Annotated in this window: 18 protein-coding genes, 1 tRNA gene and 4 rRNA genes; 17 read left to right on the forward strand and 6 right to left on the reverse strand. The window is 62.0% G+C overall.

Annotation, left to right across the window (positions count from 1 at the left end):
* Positions 1 to 13 precede the first annotated feature (13 nt).
* A complete protein-coding gene (locus AC6I21_RS02250; protein WP_497763012.1) occupies positions 14 to 1,162 on the reverse strand; it encodes a DNA polymerase III subunit delta' in 1,149 nt (382 codons plus the stop codon).
* Positions 1,162 to 1,815 carry a dTMP kinase gene (gene tmk, locus AC6I21_RS02255; protein ID WP_396277881.1) on the reverse strand — a complete coding sequence of 218 codons (654 nt, stop codon included), beginning with the start codon at positions 1,813 to 1,815 and terminating at the stop codon, positions 1,162 to 1,164. Before tmk ends, AC6I21_RS02250 begins: the two co-directional genes overlap by 1 nt.
* Positions 1,816 to 1,950: 135 nt before the next feature.
* Here tmk and AC6I21_RS02260 point away from each other — a divergent pair, with 135 nt between their 5' ends.
* The 4 genes from AC6I21_RS02260 to AC6I21_RS02275 all read left to right on the forward strand — a co-directional run bounded on the left by AC6I21_RS02260 (position 1,951) and on the right by AC6I21_RS02275 (position 4,896).
* Complete coding sequence (locus AC6I21_RS02260; RefSeq protein ID WP_497763013.1) at positions 1,951 to 3,114, forward strand: trans-sulfuration enzyme family protein; 1,164 nt, start codon at positions 1,951 to 1,953, stop codon at positions 3,112 to 3,114.
* A gap of 96 nt (positions 3,115 to 3,210) precedes the next feature.
* Positions 3,211 to 3,528, forward strand: coding sequence for a DUF2516 family protein (locus AC6I21_RS02265; protein ID WP_054821668.1), 318 nt, complete (start codon positions 3,211 to 3,213; stop codon positions 3,526 to 3,528).
* A 118-nt stretch (positions 3,529 to 3,646) separates the two neighbouring features.
* The gene (locus tag AC6I21_RS02270; RefSeq protein WP_212743868.1) at positions 3,647 to 4,393 is read left to right on the forward strand and encodes a phosphoglyceromutase; all 747 of its coding nucleotides are present in this window, start codon (positions 3,647 to 3,649) and stop codon (positions 4,391 to 4,393) included.
* Positions 4,394 to 4,593: 200 nt separating this feature from the next.
* Positions 4,594 to 4,896, forward strand: a complete 303-nt coding sequence (locus tag AC6I21_RS02275; protein ID WP_054821669.1) for a DUF4193 domain-containing protein — start codon at positions 4,594 to 4,596, stop codon at positions 4,894 to 4,896.
* 98 nt (positions 4,897 to 4,994) lie between these two features.
* On the opposite strand, the gene AC6I21_RS02280 is transcribed toward AC6I21_RS02275, so the two are convergent.
* From AC6I21_RS02280 to phoU, 3 genes are all read right to left on the reverse strand, one after another.
* Positions 4,995 to 6,293: a hypothetical protein gene (locus tag AC6I21_RS02280; RefSeq protein WP_497763014.1), complete on the reverse strand. Its 1,299-nt coding sequence runs from the start codon at positions 6,291 to 6,293 to the stop codon at positions 4,995 to 4,997.
* A 2-nt stretch (positions 6,294 to 6,295) separates the two neighbouring features.
* Complete coding sequence (locus AC6I21_RS02285; protein WP_343833316.1) at positions 6,296 to 6,586, reverse strand: hypothetical protein; 291 nt, start codon at positions 6,584 to 6,586, stop codon at positions 6,296 to 6,298.
* A gap of 144 nt (positions 6,587 to 6,730) precedes the next feature.
* Positions 6,731 to 7,381, reverse strand: coding sequence for a phosphate signaling complex protein PhoU (phoU, locus tag AC6I21_RS02290; RefSeq protein WP_138174924.1), 651 nt, complete (start codon positions 7,379 to 7,381; stop codon positions 6,731 to 6,733).
* A gap of 194 nt (positions 7,382 to 7,575) precedes the next feature.
* Between phoU and AC6I21_RS02295 the strand changes: the two genes are divergently transcribed.
* Entirely contained in the window at positions 7,576 to 8,787 is a 1,212-nt protein-coding gene (locus AC6I21_RS02295) for a sensor histidine kinase (protein ID WP_497763015.1), read from the forward strand.
* The gene (locus AC6I21_RS02300) at positions 8,784 to 9,464 is read left to right on the forward strand and encodes a winged helix-turn-helix domain-containing protein (protein WP_138174920.1); all 681 of its coding nucleotides are present in this window, start codon (positions 8,784 to 8,786) and stop codon (positions 9,462 to 9,464) included. Before AC6I21_RS02295 ends, AC6I21_RS02300 begins: the two co-directional genes overlap by 4 nt.
* A 236-nt stretch (positions 9,465 to 9,700) precedes the next feature.
* Here the strand turns inward: AC6I21_RS02300 and AC6I21_RS02305 are convergent, their stop codons facing one another.
* Complete coding sequence (locus AC6I21_RS02305; RefSeq protein ID WP_054821814.1) at positions 9,701 to 10,237, reverse strand: hypothetical protein; 537 nt, start codon at positions 10,235 to 10,237, stop codon at positions 9,701 to 9,703.
* 341 nt (positions 10,238 to 10,578) lie between these two features.
* On the opposite strand from AC6I21_RS02305, the gene AC6I21_RS02310 reads away from it, so the two are divergent.
* The 11 genes from AC6I21_RS02310 to AC6I21_RS02360 all read left to right on the forward strand — a co-directional run bounded on the left by AC6I21_RS02310 (position 10,579) and on the right by AC6I21_RS02360 (position 25,915).
* Positions 10,579 to 11,064, forward strand: coding sequence for a CarD family transcriptional regulator (locus AC6I21_RS02310; RefSeq protein WP_054821813.1), 486 nt, complete (start codon positions 10,579 to 10,581; stop codon positions 11,062 to 11,064).
* A gap of 139 nt (positions 11,065 to 11,203) precedes the next feature.
* The gene (ispD, locus tag AC6I21_RS02315; RefSeq protein WP_497763016.1) at positions 11,204 to 12,427 is read left to right on the forward strand and encodes a 2-C-methyl-D-erythritol 4-phosphate cytidylyltransferase; all 1,224 of its coding nucleotides are present in this window, start codon (positions 11,204 to 11,206) and stop codon (positions 12,425 to 12,427) included.
* A gap of 98 nt (positions 12,428 to 12,525) precedes the next feature.
* A complete protein-coding gene (gene cysS, locus AC6I21_RS02320) occupies positions 12,526 to 13,995 on the forward strand; it encodes a cysteine--tRNA ligase (RefSeq protein ID WP_497763017.1) in 1,470 nt (489 codons plus the stop codon).
* A gap of 78 nt (positions 13,996 to 14,073) precedes the next feature.
* A complete protein-coding gene (gene rlmB, locus AC6I21_RS02325; RefSeq protein ID WP_138925629.1) occupies positions 14,074 to 15,048 on the forward strand; it encodes a 23S rRNA (guanosine(2251)-2'-O)-methyltransferase RlmB in 975 nt (324 codons plus the stop codon).
* Between the two features lie 598 nt (positions 15,049 to 15,646).
* Positions 15,647 to 17,183: ribosomal RNA gene (locus tag AC6I21_RS02330) — 16S ribosomal RNA — on the forward strand.
* Positions 17,184 to 17,738: 555 nt separating this feature from the next.
* A 23S ribosomal RNA gene (locus AC6I21_RS02335) occupies positions 17,739 to 20,879 on the forward strand.
* Between the two features lie 188 nt (positions 20,880 to 21,067).
* Positions 21,068 to 21,184, forward strand: a 5S ribosomal RNA gene (gene rrf, locus AC6I21_RS02340).
* Together the 16S, 23S and 5S rRNA genes form the textbook arrangement of a ribosomal RNA operon.
* A gap of 269 nt (positions 21,185 to 21,453) precedes the next feature.
* A complete protein-coding gene (locus AC6I21_RS02345) occupies positions 21,454 to 22,839 on the forward strand; it encodes an FAD-binding oxidoreductase (RefSeq protein ID WP_497763018.1) in 1,386 nt (461 codons plus the stop codon).
* Between the two features lie 69 nt (positions 22,840 to 22,908).
* Positions 22,909 to 22,985 (forward strand) — tRNA-Pro (locus AC6I21_RS02350).
* A gap of 194 nt (positions 22,986 to 23,179) precedes the next feature.
* A complete protein-coding gene (locus AC6I21_RS02355; RefSeq protein WP_497763019.1) occupies positions 23,180 to 23,698 on the forward strand; it encodes a GtrA family protein in 519 nt (172 codons plus the stop codon).
* 680 nt (positions 23,699 to 24,378) lie between these two features.
* Positions 24,379 to 25,915 (forward strand): 16S ribosomal RNA (locus AC6I21_RS02360).
* The last annotated feature ends 441 nt before the right edge of the window (positions 25,916 to 26,356 follow it).

The raw sequence follows: 26,356 nt of genomic DNA on the forward strand, positions 1-26,356 counted from the left end.
CAGCGCTGGAAAACTATCGTCGGACCGGTTGCAGCAGGGTGGACATCAGCGCCTCCAGGGCCAGCAGCGGGGTGACGTTGGCGGCCAGGCGGCGGCGGGTTCCGTTGATCGCGTCGATCTGGGAGAGGGTTTTCTCGCTGGGCTGGGCGGCGGCGTAGGCGCTGATCTCTTTGCGCCGGTGCTCATTGATCAGCTCCACCCGGGTGCCCAGCTGCAGGGTGAGCACGTCACGGAAAAAAGTGGTCAGGTCGATCAGGGTGCGGTCCAAAGAATCGAAGGTGGCGCGGCGGGAGAAGCGCTTGGCGTCCTCCTCCAGCTGCTTGAAGGCCCCCCGCAGGCCCGGCGGGATGGTTTCCTCCTCGCCCAGCCCGTTCGCGTGGCGCAGCGCCGCGGTGCGTTCGGCCAGTGAGGCGCCGGTGGTCGCCTCGGCGTGGTCGGTCGCCAGGGACACCACCTGGGCGGCGGCCGCCATCGCCTGGGGCAGGGTGCGCAGGCGCAGCGGCAGGCTGATGACCTCCTCGCGCCGGGAGCGGGCCTGTTCGTCCCGGGCCAGCATCCGGGCCACCCCAATGTGGGATTGGGAGACGCGGGCGGCGAAGTGGGCCTGCTCCTGGCTCAGCCCGTCGCGGCGCACCAGCAGATCAGCGACCTCATCCACGGAAGGGATGGACAGATTCACCGCGCGGCAGCGGGAGCGGATGGTGACCAGCACATCGGCGGGGGAGGGGGCGCACAGGAACCACAGGGTGCGTGCCGGCGGCTCCTCGATGGCCTTGAGCAGCACATTGGTGGTGCGCTCGGTCATCCGGTCCGCGTCCTCAATGATGATGATCCGCCAGCGCCCGGTGCGCGCGCTTTCCTGGGCGCGGGTGATCAGCTGGCGCACGTCCTCGATCTGGTAGGCGACCTTGTGGGTGGAGATGAAGTCCACATCCGGGTGGGTGCCCTCCAGGACCTGCACGCAGGCGGTGCACTGCCCGCAACCGGCCGGTTGGCGCTCGCATTGCAGGGCTGCGGCGAAGGCCCGGGCCGCAGTGGTGCGCCCGGAACCGGGCGGGCCGGTGAACAGCCAGGCGTGGGTGGGCGCGCCCAGTTCAATCTGGCGCTCGAGCACCTGAATGATGCGCTGCTGTCCGGCCAGCTCGGCAAAGACCGGGCGCATCAGAGCATCGCCTGCACTCGGTTCAGGATCTGGCGGTGCAGCTGTTCGGCGCCGGTGGTGGCGTCAAGGACCAGGTAGCGTTCGGGGGCCGCGCCGGCCAGGGCCAGGAAGCCCTGGCGGATGCGTTCGTGGAAGTCATCGGGTTCGGCTTCCAGCCGGTCGGCGTCCTCCACCCCGCCCCCGGCGGTGACCCGCCGGGCCCGGCCGTCGGCCGCGGAGATGTCCAGCAGGATCGTCAGGTCCGGGACCAGCCCGTCGGTGGCGAACCGGTTCACGGCCGCCACCTGCTCGATCCCCAGACCGCGCCCAATGCCCTGGTAGGCCAGGGAGGAATCCACGAAGCGGTCGGTGACCACGTGGGTGCCCGAACGCAGGTGCGGCAGGATGAACTGGTTGACGTGGGCGGCGCGGGCCGCGGCGTACATCAGCGCCTCGGTGCGTTCATCGATCTGCCCGTGCCCGTGCTCGAGCACCAGGGAGCGCAGCTTCTCCCCGATGTCGGTGCCGCCCGGTTCCCGGGTGATGACCACCGGGGCGCCGCCGCGGGCCAGGGCCTGGTGCAGCAGGCGCAGCTGGGTGGACTTGCCGGCGCCGTCACCGCCTTCAAAGGCAAGGAACAGGCCACGCGCGGAACTGGGGGATGCGGTACTCACCCGTCTAGCCTAACGAAGATCGGGGCCCGGATTGCCCGGGCTGGCCGCAGAAGTCGTCACGCTCACTGTGCCCGGCGGTGAAACATGCTGCAATGCTGCTGCTTCGCTTCCCGGCCCGGGCGTAATCTTGGCGCTATGAGCCCAACCAAGACCCCGCACACCGACCCCGAACAGTGGAGCGCCCACACCCTGGCGGTGGCCGGCGCCCGGCCCGAGGCCGTGAACAACGCCCCGGTGAACCATCCGGTGACCTTCACCTCCACCTTCCATTCACAGGCGGTGGCCGGCGGCGGCGACCGGGTCTACGCCCGCTTCGCGAACCCCAGCTGGGACGGGTTTGAGCAGCTGCTGGGCCAGCTGGAGCTTGCCACGCTCCCGGCGCTGGTCTACTCCTCCGGGATGGCGGCGATCGCTGCGGCCCTGTCACTGGTTCCGCGCGGGGGCACCCTGGTGCTGCCGCGGCACTCCTACAACGGTTCGCTCTCGCTGCTGGCCCAGATGGAGGCGGCCGGGGACGTGGTGGTACGCCCGATCGACATCACCGACACCGCCGCCGGCATCGCGGCGCTGCAGGGCGCCGATGCGTTGTGGCTCGAGTCCCCGACTAACCCGATGCTGGAGGTGGCCGAGCTGCCCGTGCTGCTGGCCGCCGCGGCCGAGCACGGTGTGCTCAGCCTGGTGGACAACACGTTCGCCACCCCGCTGCTGCAGCGCCCGCTGGGCCTGGGCGCGGACGTGGTGGTGCATTCGGTGACCAAGTCGCTCTCCGGACATTCCGATGTGGTCCTTGGTGCGGCGGTGACCTCCAACCCGCAGCTGCGGGAGAAGCTGCACGCTTACCGCACCCTGCATGGGGCGATCGCCTCACCCATGGACGTGTTCCTGGCGCTGCGCGGGATGCGCACGCTCTCGGTGCGCCTGGAACGGGCCCAGTCCAACGCCCAGTTCCTGGCCGAACAGCTAGAGGCCCACCCGGCGGTCGGCGCCGTGCGCTACCCCGGCCTGCCCGGGGATCCGGGCCATGGACGGGCCCGGGAGCAAATGGACGGGTTCGGGTCGATCATTGCCCTGGAGGTCGGTGCCGATGCCCCGGCCGCCGACCGGGTGATCGCGGCGCTGCGCCTGATTACCCCGGCCACCTCGCTGGGCGGGGTGGAAACCCTGGCCGAGCGCCGGGCCCGGCACGCCTCCGAACCGGCCAGCGTGCCGCCGAACCTGATCCGGCTCTCGGTGGGCATCGAGGATCCGCAGGATCTGTGGCGGGACCTGAGCCAGGCGCTGGGGAGCCTGGAAGGCTGAGCCCGCCGCCGTCGGCTGGCTGGTCGGGGTGCCGGTGCGCCAAATGTGTCGCTGCCAATGTGTCCCGGCGCGGGGCCGCGCGGGTAGGCTGGAACCATGCAACTAGCACGCACCATCGAATTCTTTCTGATGTATGCCCTGTCCCTGGTGATCGCGGTCCTGGCGCTGTGGGCGCTGATTGACGCAGTGCGCCACCCCGGGGACCGCTTTGTGGCCGAGGGCAAGCGCACCAAGGGGTTCTGGATGGCGTTGACCGGCGGCAGTGCCTTCATCGCCGTGCTTTCCGTGCTGCCCAACGCGGCCGCGCTCGGCGGCGGATTCCTGCAGCTGATTGCCGCCTGCATCTGCTGCGTCTACCTGGCCGACGTGCGCCCGGCGCTCTCCGGTCGCGGAGGCAACTGGTACAACTACTGACCCCCCGGTCCCTGCGCCCGTTCCGAGGGATGGGCCGGGAGCACCGAGGGGTGACCAACGCCCAGGGTGGGTGCAATGAACCACCGGGGCACGAACCTGCAACGCTAAGATGGGAATCATGAGCCATACTTTGATTTTGCTGCGCCACGGGCAGAGTGAATGGAACGAGAAGAACCTGTTCACCGGGTGGTATGACGTCTCGCTGACCGAGAAGGGCCGCGCCGAGGCCGTGCGCGGCGGCCAGCTGATGGACGAGGCCGGCTACAAGCCGCAGGTCCTACACACCTCCCTGCTGACCCGTGCCATCGTCACCGCCAACCTGGCGCTGGAGGCCTCCGGGCGTTCCTGGATTCCGGTGCACCGCAGCTGGCGCCTGAACGAACGCCACTATGGGGCGCTGCAGGGCAAGGACAAGGCGCAGACCCTGGCCGAATTCGGCGAGGAGCAGTTCATGCAGTGGCGCCGCAGCTACGACACCCCGCCGCCGGCGCTGGCCGACGACTCGCAGTTCAGCCAGGTCGGCGACGAGCGCTACGCCTCGCTGGGCGATGACGCCCCGCGCACCGAATGCCTCAAGGACGTGCTTGAGCGCATGCTGCCGTACTGGGAGGACTCCATCAAGCCGGATCTGACCGCGGGCAAGACCGTGCTGGTCGCCGCGCACGGCAACTCGCTGCGCGCCCTGGTCAAGCACCTGGACGGCATCAGCGACGAGGACATCGCCGGGCTGAACATTCCCACCGGCATCCCGCTGGTCTACGAACTGGACGAGAACTTCACCCCGGTCACCGCCGGGGGCACCTACCTGGATCCCGAAGCCGCCGCCGAGGCCATCAAGGCAGTGGCCAACCAGGGCCGCAAGTAGGTTCCACGCACTGTAAGACGTGCCACGACCGAAGCGTGAAAGCGCTTCCGACGTGGCACGTCTTTTGCCTTTCCGCTACCGGCGGGGCCATGGTTGACAGGCTGTGAGCGAAACCTCCCTCCACGATTGTGTTTTTGTCTCATCTATGCTGTAATCTCCTATCTCGAACAGCACAATGGCTCACGTTAGGAATGCAATTCGTGGCAACTGATTACGATGAGGTCCGCCCGGATGTAGCCGAGGCACGTAAGGCTTCACTGGATGCGGTCAAGTCCGCAAACGCCCCCGACGCCAAGAGCGTCGTGCGCGAACTCGACGAAACCGACCACACCGACGGTTTGGAACTGCCCGGTGCTGACTTGTCGAACGAGGAACTGACCGTCACGGTCGTTCCCGCCAAGGACGACGAGTTCATCTGTGGCTCGTGCTTCCTGGTCCGTCACCGCTCGCAGCTGGTGCGCGAGGAAGGCAACATCGGATTCTGCGTCGAGTGCGAAGGCTAATCGCCGCACTTTTACCAGCTTTCTTCAATCGGCATGTTTCGAAGACCACTTCGAGACATGCCGACGGTGTTTAACGGCCCGGCCGTGCGGATTCGCGCTCAGCGGGGCAGCCCACCGCGGTCCAGCTGTTCCAGCAGGCGCGGCCGGTTCGCATGGCGGATGCGCACCTGGGCAATGAACTTCCGTGCCCGCGCCGTCTCACCGGTTTTTGCCGCCAGTTCCAGCAACTGGCGCAGCTGGTCGGCGACCTGCGGGTACATGCGCCGGTCGGCATGCAGCAGCTTGGCTTCCACGCTTGATTCCAGCAGGGGCACGGCCCTTTCGGGGGCGAATGGGACAACGGCGCTGATCACCTGATCCAGCAGCGCGTGGCCCGGTTCCTCCAGGCGTCCCAGCTCATCGCAGGCCCGTGCCGGATCCTGCAGCACCTGCAGGCCAAAACGCACCGCGTCCCGCGGGGAATCGGCGCGCAGGCGCTCAAAGACCATCTGCTCATGTTCCGGCCACTGACCGGTGCCGAGCCGGTAGATTTGTTCGGCCAGCTCATAGCCGCCGTAGCGGTGGAAAAGCTGCAGCCGGGCAGCCATGGAGCGTTCGGGGTCCAGCCGGTCCAGCAGCCGCAGCCACAAGCGCAGGGCCCCGGCGCGCGGCCGGGATCCGTCGGGCAGATCAACGTGCACGGCGCGGTGGGCGTAGTTCAGTGCGGCACCGGCCAGGCCGGCCTCGTGCAGGGCCTGCGCAATGAGCAGCGGATCTCGGCTTGGCCCGCCATGGCTTTGGACTATCGCCGAGGCGTCGGCTTCCAGGACTGCCAGGTGTTGGCGGTTGTACTGCGCCACCCGCTGCACCTGCAGCAGGCGGTCAGCCGCGGCCGCCGGTTGCCGGGAAGCCTGGGCCTGCAGGGACTGCAGGGCACGCTGCAGCCGCTGCTTGTATTGGTTGAGCGCCGGGCCGGGCAGCAGCGCGCGGTAGGCGAACACATCCGGCTGCCAGTTCGCCGGGGGCCGACGCAGCTGCTGCTGGAGCAGCCATGGCACCAAGTCGGCAGCCGGGACTCCTGCCTGCACGGCGGCCCGGGCGTGCAGCGGGGCCAATTCCTGCAGGGCCACCTGGATCAGCCCGTAGTCATCCCCGGAGCGGGCCAGCTCTGCGGTGAGCAGGTCGATGGCTTGGGCGCAGGTTTGGTACACCGGCAGCGCGGGCCCCTCCTGCAGCATTGCGGCCAGCTGCTCGGCGGCATCCAGCAGATCCAGTTCCAGGTCCTGCAGCCACTGACGTGCCGCCGGCCCGCGGGGCGCTGCCGCGGCGCGGCGCAGGTCGAAGCAGTCACGCAGCTGGGCAAGGTCCTGGTCCAGGGCGCTGACCGGGGTGCGGGCCACGGAGTGTGTCCGGGCCATGCTCAGGCCGAGAGTTCGGTGTGCAGCTCGAGCAGTTCGTTGGTGATTTGGGCGAAGACGGACGCGGGGGCCTCGGGTAGCTGGGAGGCCTCGTTGATTTGGCTCAGGGCCTGTTCGGTCAGGTCCCGGGCGTTCTCGCGGTGTCCGCGGTCGGCCAGCGCGCGCAGCAGGGTGATGCCTTCACGGGCTTCGGCTGCGATGCCCTCCGGTTCCCGCAGGGCCGGGCTGATCCCGTCAAAGGTGAAATGCAGCAGGATCCGGGAGAACAGTTCCATCTCTGATTCGTTGCTCATCAATACTCCTTGGCGCAGGCTAGGTTCGTCTCCAGTATGTCATTGACCCGGCGGGCGGCGGCGATGCGCAAATGCCACGGTCCGGCATCCCGTTGGGGAGATGCCGGACCGTGGCATGGTGCTGTCTTGCGTGCCGGGTGGAACCTAGCCCTGGGGCTCCCACTCGCCGGTGACCAGGTAGGTGACCTTGCGTGCCACCGAGACACCGTGATCACCAAAGCGTTCCAGGTAGCGGCTGGTCAGCGACACGTCCACGGTGGTGGGGGCGTCCTCCTGCCAGCTTTCCTCGGCAATGATCTGGAAGACCGACGAGTGCAGCTTGTCCAGCTCGCGGTTCAGCTCAATGATCTGGCTGGCGATGGCCAGGTCGCGGGTGTCCAGCAGCCGGCCCAGCTCCCGGGCAATGCGGATGTCCAGCTGGGCCATCTTGCTGAAGGTCTCGGAAATTGCCGAGGGCACCGCCCGCTTGGGGAAGCGCAGGCGCGCCAGCTGGGCCAGGTGCCGGGCCAGGTCGCCCATTCGTTCCAGCGAGGCGCTCATGCGCAGCGAACCGACAATCATGCGCAGGTCGCTGGCTACCGGCCCCTGCAGGGCCAGGGTGTCAATGGCCCGCTCATCGAGCTGGGTCTGCAGGAAGTCAATCTTCGCGTCTTCGGCAATGACCTCCTGGGCCAGGTCCACATCCGCGTTGGCCAGCGAGTCCCATGCGCGTTCCATCGCCTCGGCCACCCGCTGTGACATCTCAATGAGGTCTTCGCCGATCTGCTGCAGATCAGCCTGAAATACTTTGCGCACTCGCGTACGTCCTTTCGGGTCCTAGGCGTTCCAGCCCGTTTTCGGGCATGGCGGAGGGATCGTGAACAAGCCTGACAGCACCAGCTTAACTGTGCAGGAGCCAAAGGTGAACGTTTGGTGAACACCACACCCGAAGCGGGAAATCCGGCGACATCCGGCGCTTCACCACCGGTTAATGCCGATACCCTGAAGGGGTGAACGAAGTCTTTCCAACCCTGATCGCCGGCCTGATCGGCCTGGCCCTCGGTGTTGTCGGCGTCCTGGCATACTTTTTCGCCCAACGCCGTTCGGCCCAGCTGCCGGCCGTGGATGAACCGACGCTGCCCGAGGGGGCTGCCGCGGTGCTCTCGGTGATCGGCCGCGCCTTCGTGGTGCTTGATGACGTTGACGGGGTGGTGCGCGCCAACCCGGCCGCCTACGCCTATGGGCTGGTGCGCGGACACACCCTGGTTCACGAACAGTTGGCCAACATGGTGCGCCGGGTCCGTGATGACGGGGTGATCACCGAAAGCCAGTTTGAGCTGCAGCGCGGGGCATTGGGTCCAGGGGCACTGGTGGTGCACACCCGGGTGGCACCGCTGGGGGAGGAGTACATCCTGCTGCTGGCCGATGACCGCACCGAGATCACCCGCACCGAGGCGATGCGCAACGACTTCGTGGCCAACGTGTCCCACGAACTGAAGACCCCGGTCGGGGCGATTTCCCTGCTCGCCGAGGCGATCGAGGACGGAGCCGACGACCCGGTGGCGGTGCGCCGCTTCACCGGTCGGCTGCATAAGGAATCCTCCCGGCTCTCAGCGCTGGTGCAGGACATCATCGAACTCTCCCGGCTGCAAAGCAGCGACGCAATCGTGCACGGGGAGCAGGTGCAGGTGGCCGCCGTGGTGGCCGAGGCGGTGGACCGCAACAAGCTGCTGGCCGAGGAACGCAACATCACGATCTCGGTGGGCGGCCAGGTTCAGGCCCCGGTGCACGGGGATGCGGACCTGCTGATGACCGCGCTGCGCAATCTGATCGACAACGCCATCCGCTACTCCCCGGAGCACAGCGCCGTCGGGGTGGGGCTGCGCGAGCGGGACGGGTTCGCCCTGATCTCCGTGACCGACCAGGGTCCGGGCATCTCCGCGGAGGAGCAGGAACGGGTGTTCGAACGCTTCTACCGGGTGGATTCGGCCCGTTCCCGCCAGACCGGGGGCACCGGGCTGGGGCTGAGCATCGTCAAGCACGTGCTGGCCAACCACGGCGGGGAGGTCTCGCTGTGGTCCCAGGAGGGACAGGGATCAACGTTCACCCTGCGCATCCCGACCTTGGATGAGCAGGATCTTGATTTGGAGGGGCCGGCTGTGCGCTCCGCCAGTGGAACTAGCGCGGCCGCCGAGGGCGGGCGTGAAGGAGGAAACCGATGACCCGGATTTTGATCGTCGAGGATGAGGAGTCGCTGTCCGACCCGCTCTCCTACCTGCTGGAGCGTGAGGGCTTCGAGGTACGCATCGCCGATGACGGAATCACCGCGGTTACCGAATTTGAGCGTCACGGGGCGGACCTGGTCCTGCTGGACCTGATGCTCCCGGGGCAGCCGGGCACCGAGGTGATCCGCCAGATCCGGGCCACCAGCCAGGTGCCGGTGATCATGCTGACCGCCAAGGACTCGGAGATCGACAAGGTGGTGGGCCTGGAACTGGGGGCCGATGACTATGTCACCAAACCCTATTCCTCGCGCGAGCTGCTGGCCCGGATCCGGGCCGTGCTGCGCCGCCAGGGCGAAAGCGAGGAGCTGCTGACCAACGTGGTCACCGCCGGGCCGGTGCGCATGGACGTGGAACGCCACGTGGTGTCCGTGAACAACGAGGAAATCGCGATGCCGCTCAAGGAATTCGAACTGCTGGAAATGCTGCTGCGCAACGCCGGACGGGTGCTCACCCGCGGCCAGCTGATCGACCGGGTGTGGGGCAGCGACTACGTGGGCGACACCAAGACCCTTGACGTGCACGTCAAGCGGTTGCGTTCGAAGATCGAAACGGACCCGGCCGCCCCGGCGCACCTGGTGACGGTGCGTGGACTGGGCTACAAGTTCACGGTGTAAACCCGACCGCTGGGTGGATCCGCAGCATTGGGCCGTCGGCACAAGGTGCCGGCGGCCCAATGCCGTGCGAGGGCTCTGGTGCGCTCGGGCAGCGCACCGTCCCTGCCCACCGGGGGCCCGAACCCGTGAACTACGCGCCGCTGGGTGCCGCACGCATTAAAGCGAAGAACCGGCGCACCTGCCCCTTGCTGGGGTGGTGCGCCGGTCCTTCGCGGTTGGTCGCCCGGGCCTGCCGCCTAGTGGCTGCCGCCGTGCTCCGGCTGCTCGCTCGGGGTCAGGTGGTCGGTGGTCGACTGCTCGAAGCCGCCGGGAACGAATTCGCGGTACTCCTTCAGGGTGCCGTCCACAACCGGAATGCTGGTCTCCACGCTTTCACCCTCGGTGCTCAGGGTCGCTTCGGCGTGCTCACCGGGGGCCACGTTCAGCCCGTCCACGACGAATTCCTTGGATTCAAGCTTCACGGTGCCCGAGGCGTCGACCGGAATCTTCACGGCGCTGGCGTTGCCAGCCTTGACGCTCAGGGTCAGGGAGCTGTCCGAGTTGTTGACAACGCTGCCAATCAGGCGGGCTTCCTGATGCTCGGCGTTGGTCACCAGCAGCAGGTTGCGGACCTTGGCGTCGGCGACATCGGCAATGATGCCATCGCTCGGGGCGTAGTTGGTGGTGGTTTCCTGCTGGTTAATGGCGCCACAGCCAGTGACACCCAGTGCCAACCCGGCCAGGGCGAGGGACGCGGCGATACGGCGTCCAGCGGTCATGCGTGCGGTGATCACGACACAAACTCCTCGATGAGAATAGTGAGTTGCATGGTTTCGTGGTGCACTTTCGGGGTTCTGCAATTTTCGAAACAGGCCACACGAAGTCCACGACTATTACCTAGCCTAACGGTTTAAGCGTGAAAAGCGTGATTTGGCGAGCTGTAACACTGGACAACCCCAACGGCGGGAAAGGGGCTTGGGTTGTCCGTTGGACTCTGAACTACTTTCTTCATACCACGTTTCTCCCCCGTTTGGAAGAGTGAAAACCGCATGAATTCGCGGTTATTGGGGCATAGGTAACAGCGGCCAAAAAACCGGTCGTGGTAGACTAGTACGTGGGAAAGGGGTTTATCCACATGGTTTTTGAGGTTGGCGAGACTGTAGTCTACCCGCACCACGGCGCGGCAATGATCGAAGAGATCAAGATGCGCAAGATCAAGGGCGAAGAGAAAATGTATCTCAAGCTCAAGGTGGCGCAGGGTGACCTGACCATCGAGGTCCCGGCCGAGAACGTTGACTTGGTTGGAGTCCGTGACGTGGTCGGTCAGGAAGGCTTGGACCATGTGTTCGAGGTCCTTCGTGCTGAATTTACCGAGGAGCCGACCAACTGGTCGCGCCGCTACAAGGCAAACTTGGAAAAGCTTGCCTCCGGTGATGTCATCAAGGTGGCAGAGGTCGTGCGTGACCTGTGGCGCCGTGAGAACGACCGCGGCCTGTCCGCGGGCGAGAAGCGCATGCTGTCCAAGGCGCGCCAGGTGCTGATCAGCGAATTGGCGCTGGCCAAGGACCTGGACGAAACCAAGGCCGAAGGGCTCTTGGATGAGGTTTTGGCTTCCCACTAGATCAGTGGGCACACCGGGGCGCAAACCCCGGCTGAGAATCATCGACCGTGGTCGGTTGCTACAGGTAACCAACCACGGTTCTCTCGTTTAACCAGCAGCGCGCGGCCTCGTGGCGCCGGGGCACAGTAGGCTGGAAGACGTGAATGAACACCCCAACGTTGATGCCGCGCTGATCCTGGTCGCGGCCGGCAGCGGCACCCGCCTGGGTGCCGGAATCCCCAAGGCGCTGGTGACCATCGAGGGCCGCAGCCTGCTGCAGCACTGCCTGGACCGGGCCACGCAGGTAGCCGAGCTGGCGCAGATCGTGGTCGTGGTGCCCCCCTCCGATGAGCTGCTGGCCGAACAGGCCCGGCCCTACGGCCCCCGGGTCAGCTGCGTGCCTGGCGGCGCGACGCGAGCCGAATCTGTGGGCGCCGGCCTTGAAGCGGTCGACCAGCGCCTGACCCGGATCCTGGTCCATGATGTGGCCCGCGCGCTGACACCGCCGGACACCTTCGAGCGCGTCCTGCAGACTCTGGAGGATCCACAGCGTCCGGCCGTCATCCCCGCCCTGCCGGTCACCGACACCATTTCCGTGGTCGAGCAGACCAGCGGGTCCGACACGGTGCGCGACACCCCGGCCCGAGCCAGCTTGCGTGCCGTGCAGACCCCACAGGGGTTCCACGCGCCCGTCCTGCGGGCCGCGCATGCCGCGCTGCGCGAAGCCAGCGACGCCCGGCGTGAGGCGGTCACCGATGACGCCTCCCTGGTCCGGGCCCAGGGACATTCGGTGACAGTCATCGCCGGGGACCAGCGGGCGTTGAAAATCACCCATCCGCAGGACATTCACGCCGCACGGACAATTCTGCGGGACGACACGGAGGAAGACGCCATGGACCAGCCGCTGATCCCACGCATCGGCAACGCCATCGATGTGCACGCGGTGAGCAAGGATCCGCAGCGTCCAATGTGGCTGGCCGGACTGCTGTTTGCCGATGACGTGGGACTCGACGGGCACTCCGATGGCGACGCGGTGGCGCACGCCGCCTGCGACGCCCTGTTTTCCGCCGCCGGAATCGGGGACCTGGGCACACACTTCGGGGTGGACCGGCCGGAGATGGCGGGAGCCAGCGGCACCACGCTGCTGGCCGAGGCCGCCCGGATCGTACGCGCTGCAGGCTATCAGATCGGCAACGTCTCCGTACAGTTCGTTGGACGCCGTCCCCGCTTCGCCGCTCGCCGTGAAGAAGCCAACCAGGTGCTTAGCGACGCGGCGCAAGCCTCGGTCACCGTTACCGCCACCACCAGCGATGGCCTGGGGTACGAAGGGGAGGGCGCCGGAATCACCGCCTACGCCACCGCCCTGGTCTATCGCCGCGACTAGCGCCCCGGCAGCCGGGATCGCCAGCCGGCGGGCGACACCGAGGGGATTTGCGCCACCTGCCGCCCCTGAACCGCGGGCTTTCGGATAACCTTAATGCTGTGAGCCTGCGATTCTACGACACCAAATCAGCGTCCGTGCGAGACTTCCAGCCCATCACCGAGGGCGAGGTCAAGCTGTACTACTGTGGCGCCACCGTGCAGGGGATGCCGCACGTGGGGCACGTTCGCAGCGCAATTGTCTTTGACATCCTCACCCGCTGGTTGGAATACCGCGGCTTCGCGGTGACCACCGTACGCAACGTCACCGACATCGACGACAAGATCCTGGACAAGTCCGCCGCGTCCTTCGCGCCGGACTTCGCCGCCGATCAGTACTACCGTCCCCGTGAACAGTGGTTCGCCCTGGCCTACCGTTTCGAGCAGGAGTTCGCCCGGGCCTACGAGACCCTGGGGGTACGCCGTCCCACCTACGAGCCGCGGGCGACCGGGCACGTGCCGGAAATGCATGAGCTGATCGAACTGCTGATCGAGCGGGGACACGCCTACCCGGCCAGCGACGGGTCCGGCGACGTGTACTTCGACGTGCGTTCCTTCCCCGAGTACGGGGCACTGACCCGCCAGAAGGTCGATGACATGCAGGAAGCGGCCGACGCCGACCCGCGCGGCAAGCGCGACCCGCGCGACTTTGCGTTGTGGAAGGGGCACAAGGACAGCGACCCGCTGACCGCCTCCTGGCCCAGCCCCTGGGGCCGCGGGCGTCCGGGCTGGCACCTGGAGTGCTCCGCCATGGCCGGCAAGTACCTGGGCGAACACTTCGACATCCACGGCGGCGGGCTGGACCTGCGCTTCCCACACCACGAAAACGAGCTGGCCCAGTCCGCGGCGGCCGGCCACGGATTCGCGAACTTCTGGATGCACAACGGCATGGTCACCTACCAGGGCGAGAAGATGTCCAAATCCGTGGGCAACACCATCTCCCCGCACCAGATGCTGGAGCAGGCAACCCCGCGGGTGGTGCGCTACTTCCTGGGACAGGCGCAGTACCGCTCGCAGCTGGACTACCGTCCGGATTCGCTGACCGAGGCCGCAGCGGCGGTCGAGCGCATTGACACCTTCATCGCCAACGCCCGCTACCGGCTGGAGGCTGCGGCCGGGACCGCCAACGCCGTTCTGGACTCCCAGTCCGGAACGGTGCCCGAGGCCTTCGCGGCGGCGATGGATGATGACCTGAACGTCCCCCAGGCCCTGGCGGCACTGCACGAGACCGTGCGTGAGGGCAACGCGGCGCTGGACAACCACGATGAGGCCACGGTGGCCCGGGCACTTAGCCAGGTACTGGCCATGGTCCGGGTGCTGGGTCTGGATGACGCCACCGAACCGGAGACCACCGGCACCAGCGCCGAATACCAGGTGCTCGACCAGATGATCCAGGCGCAGCTGGCCGAACGCGCCGAGGCCCGCGCGGCCAAGGACTGGGCCCGTTCGGACCAGATCCGTGACGCCCTGGCCTCGCTGGGCATCAGCGTCGTCGACTCCGCCGACGGGGTGCGCTGGACCCTGGAGAAATAACAGGCAAGGCCCCGCACCACCGGCGCCCCGGCGCCCGGCAACTAACCACAGATTTTTGAACTAAAGGAAACCGCGAGTATGAGCACACCAAAGGATCGGCCAGGAGCCGTTCGCAAGAACAAGAAGGGCCCGACCAAGGGCAGCGGCGGCAAGGGCCGCAAGTCCCTGGAAGGCCGCGGGCCGACCCCCAAGGCCGAGGACCGGCCGTACCACAAGGCCTACCGCAGCAAGCAGCTGGCCGAACGCTCCCAGGCCAAGCGTCCCACCACCCGCCGTCCGCGGGTGAACGCTGAGATGGTGACCGGACGCAACTCGGTGGTGGAGGCGTTGCGCGCCGGCATCCCGGCCAAGGCCCTGCACATTGCGGTGCGCATTGACGTTGATGACCGGGTGCGTGAATCCCTGAAGCTCGCCGCCGAACAGGGTATCCCGGTCATGGAAGCCAGCCGAGTGGAGCTGGATCGGATGACCGATGACGCCATCCACCAGGGCCTGGCCCTGCAGGTTCCGCCTTATGAGTACCAGGACGCGGTGGAACTGACCAGCAAGGTCGCCCGGGACTACGAGAAGGGCTACGAGCGCAACCTGCCGTTGTTCCTGGCCCTGGACGGAATCACCGACCCCCGCAACCTGGGTGCCATCATCCGTTCGGCCTCGGCCTTCAGCGCCCAGGCTGTCATTGTTCCCGAACGCCGCAGCGTGGGCGTCACCGCTTCGGCCTGGAAGACCAGCGCCGGCGCCGCCGTACGCGTGCCCGTCGCCAAGGCCAGCAACCTGACCAGTGCCCTGAAGGAGATGAAGGCCGCGGGTATCTTCGTCATCGGCCTGGACGCCGGGGGAGATGTCGAGCTTCCGAACCTGGAACTGGCCACCGAACCGCTGTGCATCGTCATTGGTTCCGAAGGCAAGGGACTGTCGCGACTGGTTCGTGAAACCTGCGACGCTATCGTCTCGATTCCGATCTCTTCGGCCATGGAGTCCCTGAACGCCTCGATGGCGGCGGGTATCGCACTCTACGAAGTAGCGCGGCGACGTCAGGATGCCGGCCAGTAGAACGGGTCTCTGATCGGCCAAACGTCGGCGCAGTCCAACGCAACGGCAGAACCCGACAAAGAGCGGGCCGGAGACTTCCGGCCCGCTCTTTGCGCTCTCCCCGCATGCGAGACGTGGTTCACAACAACCGATTCGACGCTCTTTACGAGGGCCGGAGGCGAAAGCGGGGTGAAGATCCCCGAGAATCCGGGCGAGAAACGGGTGCAGGAAACCGCAGCAGAACGTTTTGCGTTCATCGAAATTTCGTGTAGAGTTAGTACCCGCGCCGCTCGAACAGAACGGTTTGAACCGAAGAAGTTTAGGCGCGAGATCAAATCACCGAGTTGACAAAGATCAGCCAAGTGGTAAGATTGAAAAGTTGCTCCGGAGCGAAGCGGCCAGCCAGATGATGGTGGTTCGTGGTGTCGGAAGCGCTTGTTGTTTGAGAACTCAATAGTGTGCCAAGTTTGTTGATACCAAATTATTTTTGTTTGGTGAATACGAAACATTTATTTGCTTGATCGCCCGCACCCCCGTGTGTGGTGGTTGAGTGTTTTTTATTCGCCGGGATTGCATCATTGACTGCCGTGTGGTGGTTGGTGGTGTGCTTTTCTTGTTTTTTATGGAGAGTTTGATCCTGGCTCAGGATGAACGCTGGCGGCGTGCTTAACACATGCAAGTCGAACGATGATGCTGGTGCTTGCACTGGTGGATTAGTGGCGAACGGGTGAGTAACACGTGAGTAACCTGCCCCTGACTTCGGGATAAGCCCGGGAAACTGGGTCTAATACCGGATATGACTTCCTGCTGCATGGCAGGGGGTGGAAAGATTTATCGGTTGGGGATGGACTCGCGGCCTATCAGCTTGTTGGTGAGGTAATGGCTCACCAAGGCGACGACGGGTAGCCGGCCTGAGAGGGTGACCGGCCACACTGGGACTGAGACACGGCCCAGACTCCTACGGGAGGCAGCAGTGGGGAATATTGCACAATGGGCGAAAGCCTGATGCAGCGACGCCGCGTGAGGGATGACGGCCTTCGGGTTGTAAACCTCTTTCAGTAGGGAAGAAGCCCCTTTTGGGGGTGACGGTACTTGCAGAAGAAGCGCCGGCTAACTACGTGCCAGCAGCCGCGGTAATACGTAGGGCGCAAGCGTTATCCGGAATTATTGGGCGTAAAGAGCTCGTAGGCGGTTTGTCGCGTCTGCCGTGAAAGTCCGAGGCTCAACCTCGGATCTGCGGTGGGTACGGGCAGACTAGAGTGATGTAGGGGAGACTGGAATTCCTGGTGTAGCGGTGAAATGCGCAGATATCAGGAGGAACACCGATGGCGAAGGCAGGTCTCTGGGCATTTACTGACGCTGAGGAGCGAAAGCATGGGGAGCGAACAGGATTAGATACCCTGGTAGTCCATGCCGTAAACGTTGGGCACTAGGTGTGGGGGACATTCCACGTTTTCCGCGCCGTAGCTAACGCATTAAGTGCCCCGCCTGGGGAGTACGGCCGCAAGGCTAAAACTCAAAGGAATTGACGGGGGCCCGCACAAGCGGCGGAGCATGCGGATTAATTCGATGCAACGCGAAGAACCTTACCAAGGCTTGACATGTTCCAGACCGGGCCAGAGATGGTCTTTCCCCTTTTGGGGCTGGTTCACAGGTGGTGCATGGTTGTCGTCAGCTCGTGTCGTGAGATGTTGGGTTAAGTCCCGCAACGAGCGCAACCCTCGTTCCATGTTGCCAGCGGGTTATGCCGGGGACTCATGGGAGACTGCCGGGGTCAACTCGGAGGAAGGTGGGGATGACGTCAAATCATCATGCCCCTTATGTCTTGGGCTTCACGCATGCTACAATGGCCGGTACAATGGGTTGCGATACTGTGAGGTGGAGCTAATCCCTAAAAGCCGGTCTCAGTTCGGATTGGGGTCTGCAACTCGACCCCATGAAGTCGGAGTCGCTAGTAATCGCAGATCAGCAACGCTGCGGTGAATACGTTCCCGGGCCTTGTACACACCGCCCGTCAAGTCACGAAAGTTGGTAACACCCGAAGCCGATGGCCTAATCACCTTGTGTGGGGGGAGTCGTCGAAGGTGGGACTGGCGATTGGGACTAAGTCGTAACAAGGTAGCCGTACCGGAAGGTGCGGCTGGATCACCTCCTTTCTAAGGAGCTAACCATTATTGGTTGCCCGTTGCCGCCACGAGTGTTGGTGGGCGGGTTGCTCATGGGTGGAATATCAATGAACTATCGGTCGTGGTCCGTGCACTTTTTGGGTGTGGGGGTTGTGGTCGGGTTTGGTGCTGTGGGTGGTGCTGCTGGTGAGTACGCCGTGGGTTTCCGTTGTGGGGGCTTGTGGTTGGAAGGCTGGTGGTGGTGCTTGTGGTGCTGGGTTGTGGCGCACTGTTGGGTTTTGAGGCAACAAGCATGCTGTGCCTGCCGTTGTGGTGGGTGTGGTGTTCTTGGTGTTTCGGTTGAAAGACCATGTTTGTTTTCCTGTGTCCTTGGCACGCGTGCCCCTTGTGTGGGTGTGTGGTGTGGGGGTGTGGGGTTGTTGTTTGGGAACTGTATAGTGAACGCGAGCATCTTGAAATGACAGGTGCCTGCCGCTTTTTGTGTGTGTGGGTGTTTGTTGTTTTGTGATTTTGTTGATTGTTTTGTTGCTCATGTATTTGAGGTTTTCTGTGCTGTCGTTTGTCTGTGATGGATGGATGATTGTGTTGAAAGTTTTTAAGGGCGCACGGTGGATGCCTTGGCATCAGGAGCCGATGAAGGACGTGGGAATCTGCGATAAGCCTGGTGGAGTCGATAACCGGACGTTGAGGCCAGGATTTCCGAATGGGGAAACCCGGCACCATGTTATGTGGTGTGACCCGTGGCTGAATGTATAGGCCATGTGGGGGGAACGCGGGGAAGTGAAACATCTCAGTACCCGCAGGAAAAGAAAACAATAGTGATTCCGTTAGTAGTGGCGAGCGAACGCGGATGGGGCTAAACCGGTAGGTGTGTGATAGCGGATAGGCGTTGCATCTTCGGGGTTGTGGGGTCCATATGTGCCAGTTCTATTCGGCTGGCGGGATGAGGTGCAGGCGTATAGGTGAATCGGTTGGAATGCCGGACCAGAGAGGGTGATAGTCCCGTAGTCGTCATGCGTGCTGCCGTCCTAGTGTGGGTGCCCGAGTAGCACGGGGCTCGAGGAATCCCGTGTGAATCTGCCAGGACCACCTGGTAAGCCTGAATACTACCTGATGACCGATAGTGAATCAGTACCGTGAGGGAATGGTGAAAAGTACCCCGGGAGGGGAGTGAAATAGTACCTGAAACCGTGTGCTTACAAACCGTTAGAGCAGGGCTTTGTGTTCTGTGATGGCGTGCCTTTTGAAGAATGAGCCTGCGAGTTAGTGCTGTGTCGCGAGGTTAACCCGTGTGGGGTAGTCGTAGCGAAAGCGAGTCTGAATAGGGCGTTTGAGTGGCACGGTCTAGACCCGAAGCGAAGTGATCTACCCATGGCCAGGTTGAAGCGCGTGTAAGAGCGTGTGGAGGACCGAACCCACTTCAGTTGAAAATGGAGGGGATGAGCTGTGGGTAGGGGTGAAAGGCCAATCAAACTTCGTGATAGCTGGTTCTCCCCGAAATGCATTTAGGTGCAGCGTTGCGTGTTTCTTACTGGAGGTAGAGCTACTGGATAGGCGATGGGCCCTACAAGGTTACTGACCTTAGCCAAACTCCGAATGCCGGTAAGTTAGAGCGCAGCAGTGAGACTGTGGGGGATAAGCTTCATAGTCGAGAGGGAAACAGCCCAGAACGCCAACTAAGGCCCCTAAGCGTGTGCTAAGTGGAAAAGGATGTGGAGTTGCTGTGACAACCAGGAGGTTGGCTTAGAAGCAGCCACCCTTGAAAGAGTGCGTAATAGCTCACTGGTCAAGTGATTCCGCGCCGATAATGTAGCGGGGCTCAAGCACACCGCCGAAGTTGCGTCATTCAAACATGTCATTGGCTTTTGTGGTCCAGTGGTTTGGATGGGTAGGGGAGCGTCGTGTGGCCGGTGAAGTCGCGGTGGAAACCAGCGGTGGAGGCTACGCGAGTGAGAATGCAGGCATGAGTAGCGAATGACGGGTGAGAAACCCGTCCGCCGAATGATCAAGGGTTCCAGGGTCAAGTTAATCTGCCCTGGGTTAGTCGGGACCTAAGGCGAGGCCGACAGGCGTAGTCGATGGACAACGGGTTGATATTCCCGTACCGGCGAAGGACCGCCCATACTGAGCATCTGATGCTAACCACCTGCCGCCATGACGTGCTGCCTCCTTTGGGGGGTGGTTGTTGTGGTTGGTGGCTGGGAACCGAGGGTGTGAGGTCAGCGTGTTAACAGGTGTGACGCAGGAAGGTAGCCGAGCCAGGCAATGGAATTGACCTGGTCCAAGGGTGTAGGGTGTTTCGTTGGCAAATCCGCGGAACGTGTGCCTGAGACCTGATAGGCGCCCACTTTGGTGGGTGATTCGGTGATCCTATGCTGCCTAGAAAAGCATCGGCGTGAGGTCCCAGTCCGCCCGTACCCTAAACCGACACAGGTGATCTGGTAGAGAATACCGAGGCGATCGAGAGAATCATGGTTAAGGAACTCGGCAAAATGCCCCCGTAACTTCGGAAGAAGGGGGGCCTGCCTCGTGAGGGAAACTTGCTTTCCTGAGCGGGTGTGGGCCGCAGAGACCAGGGGGAAGCGACTGTTTACTAAAAACACAGGTCCGTGCGAAGTCGCAAGACGATGTATACGGACTGACTCCTGCCCGGTGCTGGAAGGTTAAGAGGACCTGTTAGACCCCTTTGGGGTCGAAGCGGAGAATTTAAGCCCCAGTAAACGGCGGTGGTAACTATAACCATCCTAAGGTAGCGAAATTCCTTGTCGGGTAAGTTCCGACCTGCACGAATGGAGTAACGACTTCCCCGCTGTCTCAACCATGAACTCGGCGAAATTGCAGTACGAGTAAAGATGCTCGTTACGCGCAGCAGGACGGAAAGACCCCGAGACCTTTACTATAGTTTGGTATTGGTGTTCGGTGCAGCTTGTGTAGGATAGGTGGGAGACTGTGAAGCCTGGACGCTAGTTCGGGTGGAGTCATCGTTGAAATACCACTCTGGCTGTACCGGTCACCTAACTTCGGACCATGATCTGGTTCAGGGACAGTGCCTGATGGGTAGTTTAACTGGGGCGGTTGCCTCCTAAAGAGTAACGGAGGCGCCCAAAGGTTCCCTCAGCCTGGTTGGCAATCAGGTGTTGAGTGTAAGTGCACAAGGGAGCTTGACTGTGAGAGTGACAGCTCGAGCAGGGACGAAAGTCGGGACTAGTGATCCGGCGGCACCGTGTGGAAGGGCCGTCGCTCAACGGATAAAAGGTACCTCGGGGATAACAGGCTGATCTTGCCCAAGAGTCCATATCGACGGCATGGTTTGGCACCTCGATGTCGGCTCGTCGCATCCTGGGGCTGGAGTAGGTCCCAAGGGTTGGGCTGTTCGCCCATTAAAGCGGTACGCGAGCTGGGTTTAGAACGTCGTGAGACAGTTCGGTCCCTATCCGCTGCGCGCGTTGGAAATTTGAGAAGGGCTGTCCTTAGTACGAGAGGACCGGGACGGACGAACCTCTGGTGTGTCAGTTGTACTGCCAAGTGCATCGCTGATTAGCTACGTTTGGAAGGGATAACCGCTGAAAGCATCTAAGCGGGAAGCCTGCTTCGAGATGAGATTTCCATGCACTTTTTGTGTGAGAGGCCCCCAGCTAGACCACTGGGTTGATAGGCAGGATGTGGAAGCAAGGACTAAAGACTTGTGTAGCTGACCTGTACTAATAGGCCGATGACTTATCAACACACAACAAAACCACCCCCCCTTGTGTGGGGTGTTCGGCAAAGAGTGTTGCTCGCGTTCACTATACGGTTACGAAACAACAACCACACCACCCCAGGCCCCCCCTTGTTGGTGGGGTGTGGGGGTTGGCAGGTGTTGTTCATGGATGGTTTTGCAGCCGGCACCAGGTGTGTGGTTGTTTCACTGCTGTTACGGCGGTCATAGCGTGGGGGAAACGCCCGGTCCCATACCGAACCCGGAAGCTAAGGCCCACTGCGCCGATGGTACTGCACTCGTGAGGGTGTGGGAGAGTAGGACACCGCCGGACTTAACTTGATGAAGGGTTTGAGGCTCCAGCCAGTGATGGTTGGAGCCTCACCCGTTTAAGCCCCTAACCAGCAATCCGGTTCCGGCATCTATTCTTTTCGCTGCATTGCCGCCAAGCCACGCTTCCGTTCGAATCGGTGGCGGTTCGAGTCAAAGGCTGCTGTTCACCCCCAAGCATGGATCTACGTAACCATTTCTACCCCTCGAGGTAAATGTGGTGACCTGGAGTACGCTTCGTAGAGATCAACGTAACCAGTAGGAGGGGCGGTAGTGGCACAGGACAAGGACTATTCCGTTTTTGTTCACGAACTGACGGAGATTCTCAGTGCTGATGGTGTCAGTACCTCTCCGGAGGATCTGCTGGAGAATTCCCGCGATTACGGCCAACTGGCCACTGACCCGATCCTGCCGCTCGCAATTGCATACCCGAATCGGGTAGAAGCCGTTCAGGAGATCGTGCGATTGTGTTCCCGGCATGGAGTCCCGATCATCAGCCGCGGCGCTGGTACGGGAGTCTCCGGCGGTGTTCACGTGATGTGCCCGTCGCTGGTACTGAATCTGTCTCGTATGAACCGCATCTTGGAGATCCGGCCACAAGACGAGGTGGCAGTAGTCGAACCCGGGGTCATCAATAACGAGTTAAATGATGCGGTTGCGGAGCACGGCCTCATGTATGCTCCTGACCCGGCAAGCTATCGGATGTCGACCCTGGGCGGCAATATTGCCACCAACGCAGGCGGGCTTCGTTGTGCAAAGTATGGGGTGACCCGAGAATCAGTGCTGGCACTGGACGTCGTGCTCGCGGATGGCCAGCTGATCACAATTGGTGCCAACACATTTAAGGGAGTGGCCGGTTACGATCTGCGTTCGCTCTTCGTCGGCTCGGAAGGCACCTTGGGGATCGTTGTACGCGCCGTATTGCGGCTGCGTTACCTGCCTGTTGACCAAAGGGACATGAGTCTGGTCTTTGAAACACTCGAAGATGCCGTCGAAGGCGTCCAGATGATTGCCAGGGCCAGAGTTCAGCCCGCGATCTTAGAGCTCATCGATAGGCCGACGATGTCGGTGTTGGATCAGACCTACGGCACCGATATCGCTGAGCATGGCGAGGCGATGCTTCTAGTTCGATTGGATGGGTATGGCGCCAGGATTGAAGAGGATGTTGTTCGCACTGCGTTTGCGGAAGCGAAAGTCATCATCAGTGCTCCAGGCGATGAGTTTGCTTCGCGCCTCATCGAGATGCGTCGCACCAGCAGGGGGGATACCAAGGATGACGCCTACCGCATGGGCGAAGACGTGGCTATACCCAAGAGCTGCATGGTCGACTACGTGCGCAAAGTACGTGGAGTTGCCGCCAAATACGACGTTGACGTAAGGATCATTGCCCATGCTGGTGACGGCAATCTGCATCCTACGTTTTCCGTTGAACCCGACGCCGGCGAAGATCCACTTGGCCGGCTCACCCTCGCCCTGGAGGAGAGCATCCGATTGGCGCTGGAAGTGGGTGGAACCATCACCGGGGAGCATGGCGTTGGTCTAATCAAGCGTGAATGGCTCGCCTGGGAACAATCCTCCGCAGTGCTGGAGATCCAGCGGCAGCTGAAGAACTTCCTGGACCCGCAGGGCCTGCTGAATCCCGGCAAGGCCATCCCATAAGTGCAGCAGGTCACTCGATTTGGTTCCGTCCAATCTTGCGTGTACAGTATTATTTCGTTGCGAAAACAACGGGATGTGGCGCAGTTTGGTAGCGCGCGTCGTTCGGGACGACGAGGTCGCAGGTTCAAATCCTGTCATCCCGACCAAATAGCAGGAGGGGGAATCCGTAAGGATTCCCTCTCCTGCTGTTTCACTTTATCGTTCGGTTCCGTCCATGGGCCTTCCGTCACGACCGGGAGTTGTGGAATCTTCGAATGGTCCACAAGCGCAGCCTGGATATTACCCGATACCGGTGTACTGCCTACCGGGAGTAGCTAGAAGGTGACCGTAGGATAAACACATGGGGAATCCAAACGAGGAAGTAGCTGCGCCCACGCCGGACTTCGGCACGCGGCAGAAGATGCGCCAAAGGCTGCGTATTGTCTACTTCCTGGGAGTGGGAGGTGTGTGCTTCATCCTTACCCTGGTGGTCAACTATGGGCTGAAGCTAACCATATTGACTGCGCATCCAACTACGGCGTTCTTGATCGCTAATGCTGTCTCGACGGTTGCCTCGTACTTCCTGTCCCGCCGGTTTACCTTCGGGGACATCGCCCATGGTCTGAAGCGTGTCCAGTTCATCAAGTTCGTCGTCATGTCGGTACTGGCGGTCGGGATCACCTCGGCGCCTGTATATATCTCGCGTTGGGTCTTTGGGCTAACGCAACCGCACGTCACTCTGCTGGTGCAGGAGGTCGCCGACTTTGTCGCAGGACCGATCATCGGCACGCTGTTAGGAATGGTGTTCCGCTGGTGGGCGATGAAGAAGTTCGTATTTCTGGATCGTGAGCACCAACGCACGCAGATCACCGCCAACTGAGAAAGGCTGCGCAGACCCTAAGCTGCGGTTGTCGTCTAAGACGTTTAGGCTCATGACGACACTAAGCTTCGTCACGGATTCCTGCGCGCTTATGCGGCAGAGCAGCAGGAGGACCGCATTGGCGCGATAGTATTTTCCCCGGCGCCCAGAAGTAGTGCATGAAGCGTACCGACTCGGCTAGGCACCGTGTTACGACGATCACCTCAAAAGAGCTGCTTCCGAGTTTGCGCACGCTCTGGAATCCATGTATAGTTTTTATCTGTTGCCGCAACGAAGGACGGGGTCGAAACCGTCGGAAACACCGGCAACAAACTCCAACAAAAACCTGAGTAGTTACAGTCAACTGTAAAAACAATAGGAATTGTTGAAGCGAAGAAAAGAAATTCAGGTCACAAAGAATGGATTTGACTTTCAGGAATTCGCTGGGATAAAATAATTACAGAGCGCCGGACGAGATCACGGGTCGAAATGATGTCGATGATGAACCGGTAAGCGCTTGTTGTTTGAGAACTCAATAGTGTGCCAAGTTTGTTGATACCAAATTATTTTTGTTTGGTGAATACGAAACATTTATTTGCTTGATCGCCCGCACCCCCGTGTGTGGTGGTTGAGTGTTTTTTATTCGCCGGGATTGCATCATTGACTGCCGTGTGGTGGTTGGTGGTGTGCTTTTCTTGTTTTTTATGGAGAGTTTGATCCTGGCTCAGGATGAACGCTGGCGGCGTGCTTAACACATGCAAGTCGAACGATGATGCTGGTGCTTGCACTGGTGGATTAGTGGCGAACGGGTGAGTAACACGTGAGTAACCTGCCCCTGACTTCGGGATAAGCCCGGGAAACTGGGTCTAATACCGGATATGACTTCCTGCTGCATGGCAGGGGGTGGAAAGATTTATCGGTTGGGGATGGACTCGCGGCCTATCAGCTTGTTGGTGAGGTAATGGCTCACCAAGGCGACGACGGGTAGCCGGCCTGAGAGGGTGACCGGCCACACTGGGACTGAGACACGGCCCAGACTCCTACGGGAGGCAGCAGTGGGGAATATTGCACAATGGGCGAAAGCCTGATGCAGCGACGCCGCGTGAGGGATGACGGCCTTCGGGTTGTAAACCTCTTTCAGTAGGGAAGAAGCCCCTTTTGGGGGTGACGGTACTTGCAGAAGAAGCGCCGGCTAACTACGTGCCAGCAGCCGCGGTAATACGTAGGGCGCAAGCGTTATCCGGAATTATTGGGCGTAAAGAGCTCGTAGGCGGTTTGTCGCGTCTGCCGTGAAAGTCCGAGGCTCAACCTCGGATCTGCGGTGGGTACGGGCAGACTAGAGTGATGTAGGGGAGACTGGAATTCCTGGTGTAGCGGTGAAATGCGCAGATATCAGGAGGAACACCGATGGCGAAGGCAGGTCTCTGGGCATTTACTGACGCTGAGGAGCGAAAGCATGGGGAGCGAACAGGATTAGATACCCTGGTAGTCCATGCCGTAAACGTTGGGCACTAGGTGTGGGGGACATTCCACGTTTTCCGCGCCGTAGCTAACGCATTAAGTGCCCCGCCTGGGGAGTACGGCCGCAAGGCTAAAACTCAAAGGAATTGACGGGGGCCCGCACAAGCGGCGGAGCATGCGGATTAATTCGATGCAACGCGAAGAACCTTACCAAGGCTTGACATGTTCCAGACCGGGCCAGAGATGGTCTTTCCCCTTTTGGGGCTGGTTCACAGGTGGTGCATGGTTGTCGTCAGCTCGTGTCGTGAGATGTTGGGTTAAGTCCCGCAACGAGCGCAACCCTCGTTCCATGTTGCCAGCGGGTTATGCCGGGGACTCATGGGAGACTGCCGGGGTCAACTCGGAGGAAGGTGGGGATGACGTCAAATCATCATGCCCCTTATGTCTTGGGCTTCACGCATGCTACAATGGCCGGTACAATGGGTTGCGATACTGTGAGGTGGAGCTAATCCCTAAAAGCCGGTCTCAGTTCGGATTGGGGTCTGCAACTCGACCCCATGAAGTCGGAGTCGCTAGTAATCGCAGATCAGCAACGCTGCGGTGAATACGTTCCCGGGCCTTGTACACACCGCCCGTCAAGTCACGAAAGTTGGTAACACCCGAAGCCGATGGCCTAACCACCTTGTGTGGGGGGAGTCGTCGAAGGTGGGACTGGCGATTGGGACTAAGTCGTAACAAGGTAGCCGTACCGGAAGGTGCGGCTGGATCACCTCCTTTCTAAGGAGCTAACCATTATTGGTTGCCCGTTGCCGCCACGAGTGTTGGTGGGCGGGTTGCTCATGGGTGGAATATCAATGAACTATCGGTCGTGGTCCGTGCACTTTTTGGGTGTGGGGGTTGTGGTCGGGTTTGGTGCTGTGGGTGGTGCTGCTGGTGAGTACGCCGTGGGTTTCCGTTGTGGGGGCTTGTGGTTGGAAGGCTGGTGGTGGTGCTTGTGGTGCTGGGTTGTGGCGCACTGTTGGGTTTTGAGGCAACAAGCATGCTGTGCCTGCCGTTGTGGTGGGTGTGGTGTTCTTGGTGTTTCGGTTGAAAGACCATGTTTGTTTTCCTGTGTCCTTGGCACGCGTGCCCCTTGTGTGGGTGTGTGGTGTGGGGGTGTGGGGTTGTTGTTTGGGAACTGTATAGTGAACGCGAGCATCTTGAAATGACAGGTGCCTG

Source organism: Glutamicibacter sp. St.4D3, from assembly GCF_059728615.1.